The 14,584-nt window shown below is 63.1% G+C and carries 19 protein-coding genes; 10 read left to right on the forward strand and 9 right to left on the reverse strand.

The features are described from left to right. Positions 1-22: 22 nt before the first annotated feature. The 3 genes from AC1RRE_RS01415 to AC1RRE_RS01425 are packed head-to-tail and all read left to right on the forward strand — an operon-like array spanning position 23 to position 2,718. A complete protein-coding gene (locus AC1RRE_RS01415; RefSeq protein ID WP_492979261.1) occupies positions 23-634 on the forward strand; it encodes a peroxidase-related enzyme in 612 nt (203 codons plus the stop codon). A gap of 51 nt (positions 635-685) precedes the next feature. Next, positions 686-1,429: a phosphatase PAP2 family protein gene (locus AC1RRE_RS01420; RefSeq protein ID WP_492979262.1), complete on the forward strand. Its 744-nt coding sequence runs from the start codon at positions 686-688 to the stop codon at positions 1,427-1,429. Positions 1,430-1,479: 50 nt separating this feature from the next. Beyond that, positions 1,480-2,718, forward strand: a complete 1,239-nt coding sequence (locus AC1RRE_RS01425; RefSeq protein WP_492979264.1) for an EAL domain-containing response regulator — start codon at positions 1,480-1,482, stop codon at positions 2,716-2,718. A 512-nt stretch (positions 2,719-3,230) separates the two neighbouring features. On the opposite strand, the gene AC1RRE_RS01430 is transcribed toward AC1RRE_RS01425, so the two are convergent. The 5 genes from AC1RRE_RS01430 to AC1RRE_RS01450 form a co-directional block, all read right to left on the reverse strand. After that, positions 3,231-4,568, reverse strand: a complete 1,338-nt coding sequence (locus tag AC1RRE_RS01430; RefSeq protein WP_492979265.1) for a hemolysin family protein — start codon at positions 4,566-4,568, stop codon at positions 3,231-3,233. A 185-nt stretch (positions 4,569-4,753) separates the two neighbouring features. Further along, entirely contained in the window at positions 4,754-5,080 is a 327-nt protein-coding gene (locus AC1RRE_RS01435; RefSeq protein WP_492979266.1) for a hypothetical protein, read from the reverse strand. 249 nt (positions 5,081-5,329) lie between these two features. Next, complete coding sequence (locus tag AC1RRE_RS01440) at positions 5,330-6,409, reverse strand: metal-dependent hydrolase (RefSeq protein ID WP_492979267.1); 1,080 nt, start codon at positions 6,407-6,409, stop codon at positions 5,330-5,332. Positions 6,410-6,421: 12 nt separating this feature from the next. Then, positions 6,422-7,075 (reverse strand): DUF938 domain-containing protein, encoded by a 654-nt coding sequence (locus tag AC1RRE_RS01445; RefSeq protein WP_492979268.1) that lies wholly within the window; start codon positions 7,073-7,075, stop codon positions 6,422-6,424. Positions 7,076-7,165: 90 nt separating this feature from the next. After that, on the reverse strand, positions 7,166-7,462 hold the full coding sequence (locus tag AC1RRE_RS01450; protein WP_492979269.1) for a hypothetical protein: 297 nt from the start codon (positions 7,460-7,462) through the stop codon (positions 7,166-7,168). Positions 7,463-7,836: 374 nt separating this feature from the next. Between AC1RRE_RS01450 and AC1RRE_RS01455 the strand changes: the two genes are divergently transcribed. Beyond that, positions 7,837-8,118: a hypothetical protein gene (locus tag AC1RRE_RS01455; protein ID WP_492979270.1), complete on the forward strand. Its 282-nt coding sequence runs from the start codon at positions 7,837-7,839 to the stop codon at positions 8,116-8,118. A gap of 2 nt (positions 8,119-8,120) precedes the next feature. Here AC1RRE_RS01455 and AC1RRE_RS01460 read toward each other — a convergent pair whose 3' ends face one another. The 4 genes from AC1RRE_RS01460 to AC1RRE_RS01475 all read right to left on the reverse strand — a co-directional run bounded on the left by AC1RRE_RS01460 (position 8,121) and on the right by AC1RRE_RS01475 (position 9,528). After that, a complete protein-coding gene (locus AC1RRE_RS01460; RefSeq protein WP_492979271.1) occupies positions 8,121-8,411 on the reverse strand; it encodes a hypothetical protein in 291 nt (96 codons plus the stop codon). Positions 8,412-8,595: 184 nt separating this feature from the next. Beyond that, a complete protein-coding gene (locus AC1RRE_RS01465; protein ID WP_492979272.1) occupies positions 8,596-8,952 on the reverse strand; it encodes a hypothetical protein in 357 nt (118 codons plus the stop codon). A gap of 104 nt (positions 8,953-9,056) precedes the next feature. After that, positions 9,057-9,299: a hypothetical protein gene (locus tag AC1RRE_RS01470; RefSeq protein ID WP_492979273.1), complete on the reverse strand. Its 243-nt coding sequence runs from the start codon at positions 9,297-9,299 to the stop codon at positions 9,057-9,059. A 1-nt stretch (position 9,300) separates the two neighbouring features. After that, positions 9,301-9,528, reverse strand: coding sequence for a hypothetical protein (locus AC1RRE_RS01475; protein ID WP_492979274.1), 228 nt, complete (start codon positions 9,526-9,528; stop codon positions 9,301-9,303). Positions 9,529-10,113: 585 nt separating this feature from the next. On the opposite strand from AC1RRE_RS01475, the gene AC1RRE_RS01480 reads away from it, so the two are divergent. The 6 genes from AC1RRE_RS01480 to AC1RRE_RS01505 all read left to right on the forward strand — a co-directional run bounded on the left by AC1RRE_RS01480 (position 10,114) and on the right by AC1RRE_RS01505 (position 14,511). Continuing rightward, positions 10,114-10,953 (forward strand): ABC transporter ATP-binding protein, encoded by an 840-nt coding sequence (locus AC1RRE_RS01480; RefSeq protein WP_492979275.1) that lies wholly within the window; start codon positions 10,114-10,116, stop codon positions 10,951-10,953. Further along, complete coding sequence (locus AC1RRE_RS01485; RefSeq protein ID WP_492979276.1) at positions 10,950-11,747, forward strand: ABC transporter permease; 798 nt, start codon at positions 10,950-10,952, stop codon at positions 11,745-11,747. The genes AC1RRE_RS01480 and AC1RRE_RS01485 overlap by 4 nt, the downstream gene beginning before the upstream one ends. Before the next feature lie 16 nt (positions 11,748-11,763). Continuing rightward, positions 11,764-12,783 carry an ABC transporter substrate-binding protein gene (locus tag AC1RRE_RS01490; RefSeq protein ID WP_492979277.1) on the forward strand — a complete coding sequence of 340 codons (1,020 nt, stop codon included), beginning with the start codon at positions 11,764-11,766 and terminating at the stop codon, positions 12,781-12,783. Positions 12,784-12,895: 112 nt separating this feature from the next. After that, positions 12,896-13,474: a PAS domain-containing protein gene (locus AC1RRE_RS01495; RefSeq protein ID WP_492979278.1), complete on the forward strand. Its 579-nt coding sequence runs from the start codon at positions 12,896-12,898 to the stop codon at positions 13,472-13,474. A gap of 18 nt (positions 13,475-13,492) precedes the next feature. After that, positions 13,493-14,092 carry a PAS domain-containing protein gene (locus AC1RRE_RS01500; RefSeq protein WP_492979279.1) on the forward strand — a complete coding sequence of 200 codons (600 nt, stop codon included), beginning with the start codon at positions 13,493-13,495 and terminating at the stop codon, positions 14,090-14,092. Next, the gene (locus tag AC1RRE_RS01505; protein WP_492979280.1) at positions 14,092-14,511 is read left to right on the forward strand and encodes a hypothetical protein; all 420 of its coding nucleotides are present in this window, start codon (positions 14,092-14,094) and stop codon (positions 14,509-14,511) included. Before AC1RRE_RS01500 ends, AC1RRE_RS01505 begins: the two co-directional genes overlap by 1 nt. The last annotated feature ends 73 nt before the right edge of the window (positions 14,512-14,584 follow it).

Genomic DNA, 14,584 nt, shown 5'->3' on the forward strand with positions numbered 1-14,584 from the left:
TGGATACGCAACGGAGGAAACCATGGCCAAGACCGCCCAGAAGAAGACCGCGCCGAGCAAGGCAGCCCCCAAGCCGCATGCCCTGAAGATTCCGGTGCCGGCGCGCAACAAGCTTGATCCGGCCACGCAAGCCTATTTCGCCAAATGCGACGAGAAGATCGGCTTCGTGCCCAACGTGCTGCTCAGCTACAGCTTCGATCAGAAGAAGCTGCGCGGCTTCACCGAAATGTATAACGAGCTGATGCTGGGCGAGAGCGGTCTGACCAAGCTGGAGCGCGAGATGATCGCGGTGGTGGTCAGCAGCATCAACCACTGCTTCTATTGCCTCACCGCCCATGGCGCCGCCGTGCGCCAGATTTCCGGCGACCCGAAGCTGGGCGAGTTGATGGTGATGAACTATCGCGCCGCCGACCTGAAGCCGAAGATTCGCGCCGCACTGGATTTCGCCGCCAAGCTGACCGAGACGCCGGCCAAGATCGTCGAAGCCGATTGCGAAGCGCTGCGCAAGGCCGGCTGGAGCGACAAGGACATCTGGGACATCGCCTCGACGGCCAGCTTCTTCAACATGAGCAACCGCATGGCTGCCGCCATCGACATGCAGCCAAACGACGAGTATCACGCGGCATTCCGCTGAAAATTACGCGCCGCCGCGGATTTTTCTGCTGAGCGGCGCGTTACTCTCGTCATGATCCTGCGCTTCCTCACCGCCTTCATCGCCCTGCTCCGCCGCACCGAGCTGCAGTTGCTGCTCGTCTTCGGCTTCATCACCGCGATGCTCATGGTCTTCGCCGAGCTGAGTGACGACGTCCTGGAAGGCGACACCCACGATCTCGACCGCGCGCTGCTGCTCTCTTTACGCAATCCGGCCGATCTGTCTGATCCGCTCGGGCCGCCATGGGTCGAGGAAATGGTGCGTGACGTGACGGCATTCGGCAGCACCGGGCCACTGGTCTTCATCGGGCTGGCGGCACTGGGCTGGCTGCTGATGCTGCGCAAATACCGCACCGGCCTGTTCCTGGTGGTGGCGCTGGGCGGCGGACAGCTTCTGTCGCGAGTCTTGAAATTCGGCTTCGACCGCCCGCGGCCCGATCTCGTGCCGCATGGCATGCATGTCTATACCGAAAGCTTCCCCAGTGGCCATGCCATGATGGCCGCCGTCACCTATCTCACGCTCGCCGCCCTGCTGGCGCGCAGCGTGACCCCGCGGCGCCTGCAGCTGTTCCTGATCGGCCTGGCCATCGTGATCACCGTGCTGGTGGGGCTGAGCCGCGTCTATCTCGGCGTGCACTGGCCCAGCGACGTGCTGGGCGGATGGATCGCCGGCAGCGCCTGGGCTGCGCTCTGCTGGATGCTGGCGCGTATCCTGCAGCGGCGCGGTGAAATCGAGCAGCCGAGCCCGCCCGGAAAGACCGGCGATAACGCCGCTTGACCTGCCCCAGCGGCAAGCCGAGAGTGGGCCAACCCTGATTCGAGGCCCGCTTGTCCTCTCCCGAGTCCATTACCGATGCCGCGAAGATGCTGGATGTCACCCGCCTGCATGTGCTGGTGGTCGATGACCTGAAACTGATGCGCGACATGGCCACGGCCATGCTGCGCACCGCCGGCATCAGCAGCATCGAAACGGCCGAGCATGGCACCGAGGCGCTGGCCGCGCTGGATGTCATGGGCAAGGCCGGCATCCCGTGCGACCTGATCCTGCTCGATCTCAACATGCCGGTGATGGATGGCATCGAGATGCTGCGGCATCTGGCCGACCGTGGTTTCCCCGGTCAGATCGCGCTGTTCAGCGGCGAGGCCAGCCGTGTGCTGCGCACGGCCGAGGCGCTGGCGCGCGCCCATCGCCTCAACATTCTCGGCGTGTTGGAAAAACCGCTGACGCGCGGCAGCATCACGGCCCTGCTCAGCCGCATGCGCGAAGGCGATGCGCGCATTCCCGGCCGGCCCGATGCGCCATTCACCGAGGAAGAGCTGCTGGATGCGATCCGGCTGGGCCAGATCGAGATCGCCGTGCAGCCGAAAGTGCGCATGGATACGCGCCAGCCGGTCGGCGTGGAATCGCTGGCGCGCTGGCGTCATCCGCAGCGTGGCATGATCGGCGCCGGACAGTTCATTCCGCTGGCCGAGAACGGCATCGCCGCCGAGCCGCTGTTCTACAGCATCCTGGCGCAGGCGTTGCGCGCGGCCGCACGCTGGCGCGCCGACGGGCTGCGTTTGCAGATGGCGGTGAATCTCTCGACCGCCAATCTCACCAAGCTTGATCTGCCGCAGCGTATCGAGGCCGCCGCCGCCGAGAACGGCCTGCAGCCCGCCGACATCATGCTGGAAGTCACCGAGAGCCGGCTCATTGAAGATCAGACAGCGGCGCTGGAGGTGCTGACGCGCCTGCGGCTGAAGGGCTTCAACCTGGCGATCGACGATTTCGGCACCGGCTACTCCTCGCTGGAGCAGTTGCAGCGCTTCCCCTTCGAAGAGATGAAGATCGACCGCCAGTTCGTGGCGCTGGCCTCGGAAGACAACGCCGCCCGCGCCATCGTCTCGTCCAGCGTCCGTCTGGCCAAGAAACTGGGGATGATCACGGTGGCCGAGGGGATCGAGACCCAGAGCGACTGGGACTGCGCCGCCGCCGAGGGCTGCGACATCGGCCAGGGCTATTTCGTCTCCCTGCCGCTGCTGCCCGAGGACCTGCCGAAATGGATTGGCAGCTGGCTCAGCCGCTGATTCGGGCGCTGATTCGGGCGCTGATTCGGGCGGCTGTCATAACCTGCCCATAAACTGATCAAAAATCAGACTGCCTGTGTTCCGGGCGCAACAGTCTGAAAGTATTCGCTGTTGCACAATAAGATGTGAGCTAACAATCTGTCGTGTACAGAGCGCTTCTGACTCACAAAGTTATGCAACTCATTGAAATCATGGTGCGACATTCTGTACCGCATTTTCCTCTTGCACTGCACCCGCCTCCGCGATACATATTGCAACGCAACAAGCTTCCGGTTTGTTGCATGCCCTTCTCGGGCGTTTCCTCCCTAGACTTGGGCCGCATTTCGATGCGGCCCCTTTTTTTGCCCGACATGAACCGCGGAGACGGCTGTGTATAACTTGCGCAGTCAACCGGATGGATGACGGCCTATCCGGCTACGGATGGTAACGCGGTCGAACAGTCCCGGTTCCGCCCCGCTTCGTTGCCCGGATCAATCCGCTGAAAATGTGATCATGGGCGGCTGATGCCGCCATCAGGAGTCATGGGCGGCTGACGCCGCCGGCGGCGGCACGGCCAGCACCTTGTCGATGCGGCGGCCATCCATGTCCATGACCTCGAAGCGCCAGCCTTCCCATTCCACCATGTCGCCGGCCTCGGGCAGGCGGCCGAAGCGCGCGAGCAGGAAACCCGCCACCGTGTGGTGATCGTCTTCCTCGGGCAGGTTCAGCTTCAGCCGCTCGGCCATGTCCTCGCGCGCCAGCAGGCCATCGAGCAGCCAGGAGCCATCGGCGCGCTGCACCAGGCCGGGCGCCACCTCGCCATCGCCGAGCGCGAAATTGCCGGCGATGTTTTCGAGAATGTCATTGGCAGTGACCACGCCTTCCAGGCTGCCGAACTCGTCGACCACGAAGGCCATGCCGCTTGGCGATTTCTGCAGCAACGCCAGCGCATCGAGCAGGTCGGCGCTTTCATGCAGCGCCGGCACCGGCCGCACCAATGAATTGATGCTCTGCCGCGCCAGCTCGTCACGGCCGCCATCGAGCAGGATGTTCAGCACGTCCTTGACGCTGACGCTGCCCAGCGGCTCGTCGATCGAACCGCGCGCCGCCGGCAACAGCAGATGCGTGGTTTCGCGCAGGCGCAGCAGCAGCTCTTCATGTGCTTCCGACAGATCGAGCCAGTCCAGATCATGGCGCGGCGTCATCACGCTGCGCACCGTGCGGTCGCCCAGCTTCATCACCGCGGCGATCATCAGGCGTTCGGCCGGCTCCACCGTGCCGGCGGATTCCGCTTCCGCCACCAGATGGCGGATTTCTTCCTCGGTCACCGCGTCGTTATTCGTGCGCCCGCCGCCGATGAGGCGCAGCAGCAGCTGCGACGACACATCGAGCAGCGAGACGATGGGGCTGAAGATCGTGGCCACCGCGCTGAGCAGCGGGGCGACGGCGGCGGCAATCGCTTCCGGGTTCTTCAGCGCCAGCTGCTTGGGCACCAGTTCGCCGATGATCAGCGACAGATAGGTGACGGCGCCGACAACCACGCCGAATGCGGCCGGATTAGCGATCGCCATCTCGATGCCGAAGCGTTCGACCAGCCAGACCGAAAGCCGCTCGGCCAGCGTCGCACCCGAATAGGCGCCGGCGAAAATGCCGACCAGGGTGATGCCGGTCTGCACGGCGGAGAGGAAGCGGCCGGGTTCGGCGGCCAGACGCAAGGCGATGCGCGCGCCGCCGCTGCCGCGCTTCTTCTTGCGCGCCATCGCCTCCAGGCGCGGCTTGCGCGCCGAGACGACGGCGAGTTCCGACATGGCGAGCAGGCCGTTCAGCAGGATCAGCGCAACGATCAGCAGCAGTTCAAGCGCGAGCGACATGAACGCCCTGCTGTCGGGTATACGGGAATTTTATGAAAGCGGCGGCGACAACACAGAAACTGCGGCGGCCGGCTTGGGGCGTGACGCCCACGCTAGGTCGGTCTGGCATAGCGCGGGCAATATAGGGGATGTGCTGCGGCCCGGCTAGGCCCCTGATAGGGCAGAACCGGGCCGCGGGAACGGGGTTAATGCTTGACGGCGACGACCTTCTTGCGTGAGGCGCGCTTGGGCTTCGGTGGCGCCGGTGGCTTGCCGATCGCCAGGATGGCGGCGCGCTGCTCCACAGCCTGAGCCTCGGCCTCGCGCTCAAGTTCACTCGGTTCGCCATCGCTCTGGGCTGCTTCCTTGGCCATGCGCATCGCGCGCAGACGCTCCACCTTGTCGGCGGTGGCCTTGTACTGCTTTTCCTGTTCCTTCATCGCCTGTTCGGCGGCGCGTTCGCGCTCGGAAACTTTCTGGAAACGCTGTTCGGCGCGATTGCGCGCCTCCTCACTGGTGGGACGGGTGGACATCGGCTGCTCCCTGGAGACTCTAATATGAAAAATCTGTCCGGACTGATCATCGTCATGATGAACCGGCAGCGGATCGTGCATCCGCGTTCGGGGACAGGGTGGGAAGTGGCAGGACCGCCGGCCAAATGGCCTGTACAGGGGACCTGTAGCGGGTCCTGAAATCGGGCGTATGCAAAACGCAGCGGCGCCCGGATGGTTCCCGACTGATATGGTGTCGATGCGGCCCGAATTCAAGCCGGATTCATGACTTCAGCGGCCAGTCAGGCCGCCCCAGGTCTGTTCGAATGCGGCTTTGGTGATCGGCGGCCGCTCCGACAACAGGGTCGGTTCACCCAGAATCCTGGTCTGCGCATCGACGCGGAAGCGCAGGCCCCAGTAGCCCAGCACACTGTCGCCCGGCATGCCATAGCGGTAATCGCGCGCCTCGATCACCAGGCCGCCCGGATTATCGGCAGCCGCATCGGGCAACAGACGCCAGTGCAGCTTGCCGTCAGCGAACCAGCGGAACACGGTTGCCGCTTTGGTGGCCTGCACGGCAACCAGCGCATCATTGCGATCAGGCCGCGGCACGCGCTGCCAGGCGATCGGCTGCGTCGTGAAGGGCGAGGCAAAGCCGATCAGGATTTCATCGGGCATATCGGCGACGATGCGCCGCCACCAGGGCTGCAGCAGCAGCGGATAGGCATCGATGCGCGCCGCCGTTGCCTGGTTCGGCTGCTGCAGGCGCAGTTCATCGCGGGCGCGCTGCTCCATATGCAGGCCGATGCCCCAGGCCATGGTGGTGTACAGGCCGACATAGACCAGCGCGATCTGCGCCGCGCGCTGCGCCGCCTCGGCTTTCTCGCGTGTGATCAGGCTGAACAGGAAGACGACCAGCAGCGGCAGCGTATACAGCGGATCGATGATCGGCATCGCGTTGATGGCGAAGCGCACCGTGCTGAACGGCGCCAGAAGCTGCGTGCCGTAGGATGTGAACAGGTCGATCAGCGGATGCGTGACGGCACTGAGCGCACCCAGCCACATCCAACTGCGACGGCGCGTGCGGTCGTCGATCACGTCGAGCGGCTTGCGGCGCAGCTTTTCCGCCTTCCAGATCATCCAGCCGATGGCCGCGCCATAGACGAGCGTAGCGGGAAAGGAATGGCTGATGGCGCGATGGTATTGCCAGGCATCGGTCACCGCGGCCGGTCCAAACAGACCCGACAGCACATCGAGATCGGGCAGCGTGCCGATCAGGCCGCCGGCCGCGATGGCGCGACGACCGAGACTGCTGCGGAATCCTGCACCGGCAACGACGCCACCGAACAGAAGCTGCGTGACGCTATCCATGCTGCAGACCGCTCATGTTTTCCGGAAGATGACAGTGAGGTTGTTGGCCGGCATCGGCACGACGGCATCAAGGCCAAAGCCGCAACGTCGCGCCAGCGGCAGCACCTCGGTATCGAGGCAGCGCACGCCCCAGCGCGGATCGCGCCGTTTCAGGTCGTCGTCGAAGGCGGCATTCGATGGTGCGGTATGCGCGCCATCGCGACGGAACGGACCGTAGAGCAGCAGCGGCGCGCCGCTGGCCATGATTGTCCCGGCGCCTGCAAACAATGCCTTGGCCGCAATCCAGGGCGCGATATGAATCATGTTGCAGCAGAGCAATGCATCGCAAGCCTTGATCGGCCAGGGCTGCGTCACATCCAGATGCAATGCGGGGCGGATGTTGGCGGTGGCGGCGCCCATGGTCGCTGTCGCGTCTTGCGCATGGGCATCGATGCCGGGCAGCGCATCGGCGCTGTAGTCGCTCGGCTGCCAGACGAGCGGCCTGAGCTGCGGCGCCATCCAGGCGGCATGCTCGCCGCTGCCGCTGGCGATCTCCAGCAGCAGGCCGCCACTCGTCATCACATCAGGCAGCGCATCGCGCAGCACGGCCAGGATGGCCTCGCGGTTGCGCAAGGTCGCCGGTGCATGGCGCCGCGGATCAGAATCAGGGGAAGGAATCCCGTTCATGCGGGGGCACAGTATGGCGCGTCCGGGCGAAAGGAAACCGGCGGGAGAACCCGCCGGCCTTCACGATCCGCGGATCAGGCCCCTGCGGGATTAAAGTTCGGCTGCTTCGGCGTCCTGCAAGGCGGCCTTGGGCTTCGCCTTGTGCGAGCGCTTGGCGGCTGCCGGTTCGGCAACGCGTTCCGCCTTCAGGCGATCCGCCGCATCGCGTTCCATGGCCTCGCGGGCCAGACGCAGGTCGCGCAGACGCGAAACCTTGTCCTGGGTGGCCTGCCGCATGGCTTCCTGCTGGCGTTCCGTTTCTGCCGCGAGCTGCTCGCGCAGACGCACCTTTTCCTGCCGCACTTCCGCCCGCAGCCGCGCCTCATCGGCCATAGTCTGTTTTGTCACTGAGAACTCCTGTCCGGCCGCGCCGCCGATGCCGCGCGATACCGCTGGCCCATCATAGAGCATCCGACCCCAAAAGCGGCGTTATTTACGGCCTTTGGACGCCTGAATCCGTCGTTTTGGCGATGATTCTCCGCCGAATCTTGCGTGATGGGCCACACAGATCGGCATAGCCGCGATTGACGGCCATGCTGCCTTGGGCTTAAATCCCGGCCATGACCTCGCGCGCCTACCAGTATTATTGGTTTATGATCCCCCATAAGGGCGGCGCGCTGGTTATTGTCTGAACCACTGCAGCCGCCAGGTCGGCGGCTTTGCATGTTCAAACGGGTCTCCGGCCTTACGGCCGCATCCACACAGGATGAACGGAGACCGTCATGTCGATCCAAACCTCTATTGAAACCGTAACCGGCCTTGAGCCGGCTCTCCCCGCATTGCGCCTGCAGAGATCGCATCTGGCCGAAGGCGTTTCGCTGTCCGAACTGCTGGTGCTCGGCGGCCTGGCCGCCAATCGCGACGATGCGCGCCGCCTGATCGCACGCGAGGAAGTGCGCATCGAGGGTCGCGTCATCGACAATGCGATGGAGCGCGTGCGACTGACCGATGGCACGCTGCGCCTGACGGCTGCCGGCAGCCAGATCCTGTTGCAGGCGGTGTGAGATCAGCCTTCTGCGGCCACGATATCTGCGGGTGCGTCGACAGCCGCCTTGGGCTTGCGCGGCCGTTTCGGCTTCGCGGCTTTCTCGGCCTTGCGCAGGGCTGCGGCTTCGCGCTCCACAGCCTCATGGGCAAGACGCAGTTCGCGCAGGCGCGCCATCTTGGCGACGCTGGCACTGCGCGCTTCCTGCTGGAATTTTTCCGACTCCGCCGCGGCCTTCTGAAGCTGGCGCTGGCGCTCCTGATGCGCGGACGAGCGCTGCAGCGTTTCGGCTGCGGTAAGACCTGCTGTCATGGGAAGAGACCTTCTGCGGTGCGCCCAAGAAGACACCTTGGGAAAAGGCGCAGCGGGCCGCGCGCGCACCATATAACATTCCAGCGGTCAGCGGTGAGTTATTCCGCCGACCGCCAAAACGGTGATCACCCCCGAAAAACGCCGATCTGGCGCAGTTTCAGGGCCAAACTCGCAACGCTGCCGGTTACGGCATGGTCAGTTGCTGGGCGCAGGCGCTGGCCACACCGGCCTCGGCCTTGTCGCGGCCCGGCATGACGGCGAATTTCTCCGCCAGGTCACTGCGCGAGACCCAGGTCAGGCTTGCGGTATCGGGTGTGTCCTTGCGGGCATTGAAGGCGCAGATTCTGGCCTGCTGTTCAACGGCGCTGGCGGTGCTCTGACGTTCGGCATAGCCGCGCGTGACCTGCCAGCCCATGTAATTCGATAACAGCGGTCCGGCAATCAGGCCGACAGCCAGCATGATCGCCGGCAGCTTGTAGGTTTCCCACTGATCGCCGAGACGATCTTGCCAGCTTGGCTTTCGGTCGAGGGCAATGGTCATGATGAATCTCCTGCACCGCCATGCCGCAGCGGCTGGTACGAGAAATGGCATCGCCGGCACTGCGATGCGGCTTATAAAAACGGCTTTATGAAAAATCAGCGGTATTAGAGATGCCGCATCGGAACGGCGAGCGCCTGCAACTGCAGCCGGAACGTGGCCGCAGTCAGACCGGCGCTGCGCAGCATGGCCTGCATGGCTTCGTCGGCCAGCAAAACATGGAGCGGCAAGTCACCGGTCAGACTGTCTTCGGCCAACACCCGCCCAACTGATACGCGACAGGGGGCCAAAGAAACCGGGGCGCCGCCGCCATGGGTTACCAGAAACGGCGCCAGCCCCGGATGGGTCACGTTACTTGCTGCCCTGCTGGGCCGGCGTGGACTTGTCGGCATCCGGCTGGATGGTCTTCTTGTCATCGGACTTGTCGGTCTGGCCCGGCTGATTGCTCGGGTTCTTCTGACCCTGGTCGTGCTGACCCGGCTTCTGCTGATCCGGCTGGGCCTGGTTCTGGGTCTGGTTGGCGTCCGCGACCTTCTTGTCCAGGGCGGCGAGATTGTTTTGCGGTTGAGTCTGCGTCATGGGGATCACGCTTTCTATCGGCAAGAATTTGCCATGACCGATAGATGGTGATTACTTTGAATATTTCCAGTTTTAAATAATAATTGATTGGTTTTATTATTATTTTATTGGCGTTTTACATACTCAACGCCATGCATTCCATGAGTATTATTTATTATTACTTTCAGACTGCGGATGAACATTTGACCTTTACAAGCGGACCTTGACTATATAGTGGAATGTACCATCTATGTTCTGGTTTGCCATCTGAATACATATGTACTCTATCAATCGGGATTTGACGAAATTCGACGGCTACAACACCGGATTTGACGGCTACAGCATCAGTTTCGACGGATAAGCAATCAAGAAGCGCGGATAAGGGGTGAATAAGGACGGATAGGCTCCGAATAAGAGCGGATTAGGATCGGATAAGCCGAAATAACGCAGGTGCATGTCGCCGATCCGTGTTCGGCGCTTTACCTCGCGGCCCACGGCTTTGTATCGTGCCCGACCAGCCGGATTTCATAAGCCGGCCAATAGATTGATTTCCTGGGAGGGAAACAGGCGTTGTCGTCAGCAGCCGTTGCTTCTGAGTCCTCTTATATGTCGTCCGCTGCGGGCCGCGCAGCCGACGTGCAGCTGTCGCAGCTGGCCATCACCTTCCAGCTCAGCACTGGCGAACAGCATAAGGCTGTCACCGCCATCGACCTCTCGGTCGCGCCGGGCGAATTCGTCGCCATCGTCGGGCCGACGGGCTGCGGCAAGTCCACGCTGCTCAATGCCGCCGCCGGCCTGCTGAAGCCATCGGCCGGCACGGTGCGGATTCAGGGCGAAGCGCTGAGCGGCCTGAATGCCAAGGCCGGCTATCTGTTCCAGTCCGATGCGCTGATGCCGTGGAAGACGGCGATCGACAATGTCGCGGTGGCGCTGGAGCCGCAGGGCGTGCCGCGCGCGGAAGCGCTGGTGCGTGCAAAAGACTGGCTTGGCCGCGTCGGCCTGAAAACATTCGCGCAGCGCTATCCGCATATGCTGTCGGGTGGTCAAAGAAAACGTGTCGCGCTGGCGCAGATGCTGATCCGCGATCCGCAGATCCTGCTGATGGACGAACCCTTCGGCCCGCTGGATGCGCAGACGCGCCAGATCATGGGCAACCTGCTGCTTGATCTGTGGGCCGCCAACAAGAAGGCCGTGATGTTCGTCACCCATGACCTGGAAGAGGCCATCGCCCTTGCCGATCGCGTGGTGGTGATGTCAGCCGGTCCCGCTGCACGTATCGTCGGTGATTTCAGGATCACGCTGCCGCGTCCGCGCGACATCGCCGAAATCCGCACCGAAGCCGCCTTCCACGAGATTCACAAGGCGATCTGGTCTTCCTTGCGCGGCGAAGTGCAGAAGGCCTATGCCCAGGAAGAAGAACGCGCCCGCCTGGAGGATGGCCAATGAACCGCGTCACGCTCATCGCGCTACAGGTTCTAGTCGGCCTCGCCTTCCTGGTGCTGTGGCATCTGCTGACCACCGTACCGATGGCCAACGGCAAGCCGCTGTTCGCGCCCTTCTTCTTCTCCACGCCGCTGGATGTGCTGGTGCGCACCTGGAAGGATATTTCCGGCGGCACGCTGTGGCGTCACCTCGGCATTACGATGCTGGAAACCATTCTCGCCTTTGGTATCGGCGCCGGCGCCGGCATCGTGGTGGGCTTCGCCTTTGCCCGTCGCGAGCTGCTCGCCGCCGTCTTCGATCCTTACGTGAAGGCCGCCAACGCCCTGCCCCGCGTGGTGCTGGCGCCGATCTTCGCGCTGTGGTTCGGCCTCGGCATCTGGTCGAAAGTGGCGCTGGGCTTCACGCTGGTCTTCTTCATCGTCTTCTTCAACGTCTATCAGGGCGTGAAGGAAGTCAGCCCCACCGTGCTGGCCAATGCCCGCATGCTGGGCATGAATGAACGCCAGTTGCTGCGCCATGTCTATTGGCCGGCGGCGCTGACCTGGATGTTCTCGTCGCTGCACACCTCGGTCGGTTTCGCCCTGATCGGCGCGGTAGTGGGCGAGTATCTCGGCTCATCGGCCGGGCTGGGCTACAAGATCCACGAAGCCGAAAGCGTGTTCGACGTGACCGGCGTGTTTTCCGGCATGCTGATCCTGACGATCGTCGTGATCATACTGGATGCCATTGTCACGCGTATCGAAAACCGGCTGCTGGTCTGGCGGCCCGACACGGCGGCGAAGACCGCTCAATCATAATCAGGAGGAGACGACCATGAAGATCAAGATTGCACTCGCAGCCTTCACCGCACTGGGGCTGATGACCGGCGCGGCCGCGGGCGATGCCCTAGCGCAGGTGGAAAAGCGCAAACTGGAACTCGGCGTTGGTGGCAAGCCGCTGCTGTATTACCTGCCGCTCACCATCGCGGAGACCCAGGGCTACTTCAAGGCCGAGGGCCTTGACGTCACCATCAACGACTTCGGTGGCGGCGCCAAGTCGCTGCAGGCGATCCAGGGCGGCAGCGTCGATGTCGTCACCGGCGCCTATGAGCACACGATCCGCATGCAGGTAAAAAACGAGCCGCTGCAGGCCGTGATCGAACTCGGCCGCTTCCCCGGCATCGTGCTGATGGTGAAGAACGAGCTGAAGGACAAGGTGAAGTCCCCGGCCGACCTCAAAGGCATGAAGATCGGCGTCACCGCGCCGGGTTCGTCGACCAACTTCTTCGTCAACTACCTGATCGCCAAGGCCGGCGGCAATCCGAAGGACACCGCCTATATCGGCGTCGGCGGCGGCGCGGGCGCCGTGGCCGCGATGATGAAGGGCGAGATCGACGGCATGTCGAACCTTGATCCGGTCATATCCAAACTGGAAGCCGAGAAGCTGGGCTTCGTGCTGGCCGACAGCCGCACCGAAGCCGGCACCAAGGCGATCTTCGGCGGCTCCAATCCGGCGGCCGTGCTGTACCTGAAGCCCGAGTTCATCGAGAAGAACCCCAAGACCACACAGGCGCTGGTCAACGCCTTCGTCAAGGCGCTCGACTTCATCGCCAAGGCGAAACCCGAGGATATCGCGGGGGCCGTGCCCGAGGCCTATTACCTGGGCGACAAGCCGCTATACCTGCAGGCGGTGAAGGCCTCGATGGAAACCTACTCGCGCACCGGCATCATCGCGGCCGATGGCATGAAGAGCGCCCACGACATGCTGAAGCAGTTCGATCCCGAAATCGCCAACGCCAATGTCGACCTGAGCAAGACCTTCACCGACAAGTTCGTGAAAGCTGCGAAGAAGTAAGCGTCATATTCGCGTAACAGTCGCGCGTTTCGACGCGCCACTTTTCGACGGCCGGGGCGAAAAACCCCGGCCGTTTTCTTTTTTTACGGACGATCCGGGGTATACTCCGGCCATGGAATTTCTTGAGGCCCTCACCGACCTGCATGCGGAAAGCCGCCGCTTTCTCAGCTTATGGGAAACCTGGCGTGCCGGCCGACGACTGCCCGAACGCGGCGACATCGACTGGGCGGCACTCGGACAGTTGCGTGACAGCGCCATGCTGGTCGAGGTGCGCGGCCGCGACAGCATCCGCATCGTCTATGGCGGCGAACGGATCGCGCAATACTGCGGATTCGATCCCACCGGCTACAATTACCTCGACTTCACCATGCCGGAAAACCGCAGCTGGCGCGCCCATCTGACCATGGCGCAGCTGGCCCAACCCTGCGGCTACATGCTGTATTACACGCTGCGCTTCGGCGATGGCCGCATCCTGCCGCTGGAATGCATCGGTGCGCCGCTCAATCTGGACGGCCGCGAGGAAACCGGGCTGATCCTGTCCTGCGCCGTGCCGCTGGTGAATATGACACCGGTCGGCCCCGCCGATCCCGACACCTACATGATCGGCGAGGGGATGCGCTTTATCGATATCGGCTTCGGCGTTCCGAAAATGATCCCGGCCGCGATCCAGCATGGCGCGCCGCTGCAGTAGGGGTTTATACTTTCCGCAATGGCGCCTTCGGACCCCTTTCTCGACACCCTGCCCACGCCGCTGTCGGCGCGCGCGCGGCAGTTCTTCGCCGTGTGGCAACGCTGGCGTCAGAACCGCAGGCTACCCGAGCGCAGCGACATCGACCTCGACGATCTGGGTGAACTGGCCACCACCTGCCTGCTGCTCGATATCCGCAGCCCCGACCTGATCCGCATCGACCAGGTCGGCGTGCAGATCACGGCGAAGATGGGCTTCGACCTCAGCGGCATGAACTATCTCGACCTGACCAGCCGCGAGAACCGCGCTTGGCGCGCGCATCTGACGGTGGCGCAGGCCGCCCAGCCCTGCGGCGTGGTGATCTATTACTGGCTGCGTTTCCCTGACGGGAATGTGCTGCCGGTGGAATTTTGCGGCGCGCCGCTGCTGGACACCGGTGCGACGGACTCCAACCTGATCCTGTGCTGCGCCACCGGTCTGATTGATCCGATGACCTATAGCGGTCAGCCGGTCGACCCGGACTCGTATGAAGAAGGTGAAGGCATGCGCTTCATCGATATCGGCTACGGCATCCCGCCGCTGGAGCCGGCCAAGCGCCAGGATGCGCGTCCGGTTCAGTGATGGCCGACGAAGAGCGAGAAGCGCCGCCCGGCGTGGGGCCGCATGAGCTACGCGAGCTGGAGCTTATGCTCGCCGGCAAGAAGCCGGCCGCCATGTTCAGCGAGGTCATCCAATGTCGCGACATTCTGCCTGAGGATGACTTCGCGCCCCATGTAGCGGCCGGCCGTATCATTAAGCGTGAATATTACTGGGATGACTCTGTGTACGGTCATTCGATCGTCGAAATTTATTACGCCCTGCCCGGCGAAGAATGGCGGATCGATGCGCTGCGTGAACTGGATCTGGTTGTCCGCAACAAGCTGCGCCCGTGGACAAATGAAGATGAATTTTCTACCGGCAGATTGTTAGGTTATACCGATATAGAGGTCCAAGCGTTTCTGGATTGGACGTCAAGAAATAGGAATCATAGCGCGGAATAGGCTCATTGAAATCCTCCACACACGAAGATGCATTCATCGCGACATGAGGCGCGATGTGGCTACGGCGTTCCGT

This window comes from Ferrovibrio sp. GW821-FHT12D07, from assembly GCF_058807275.1.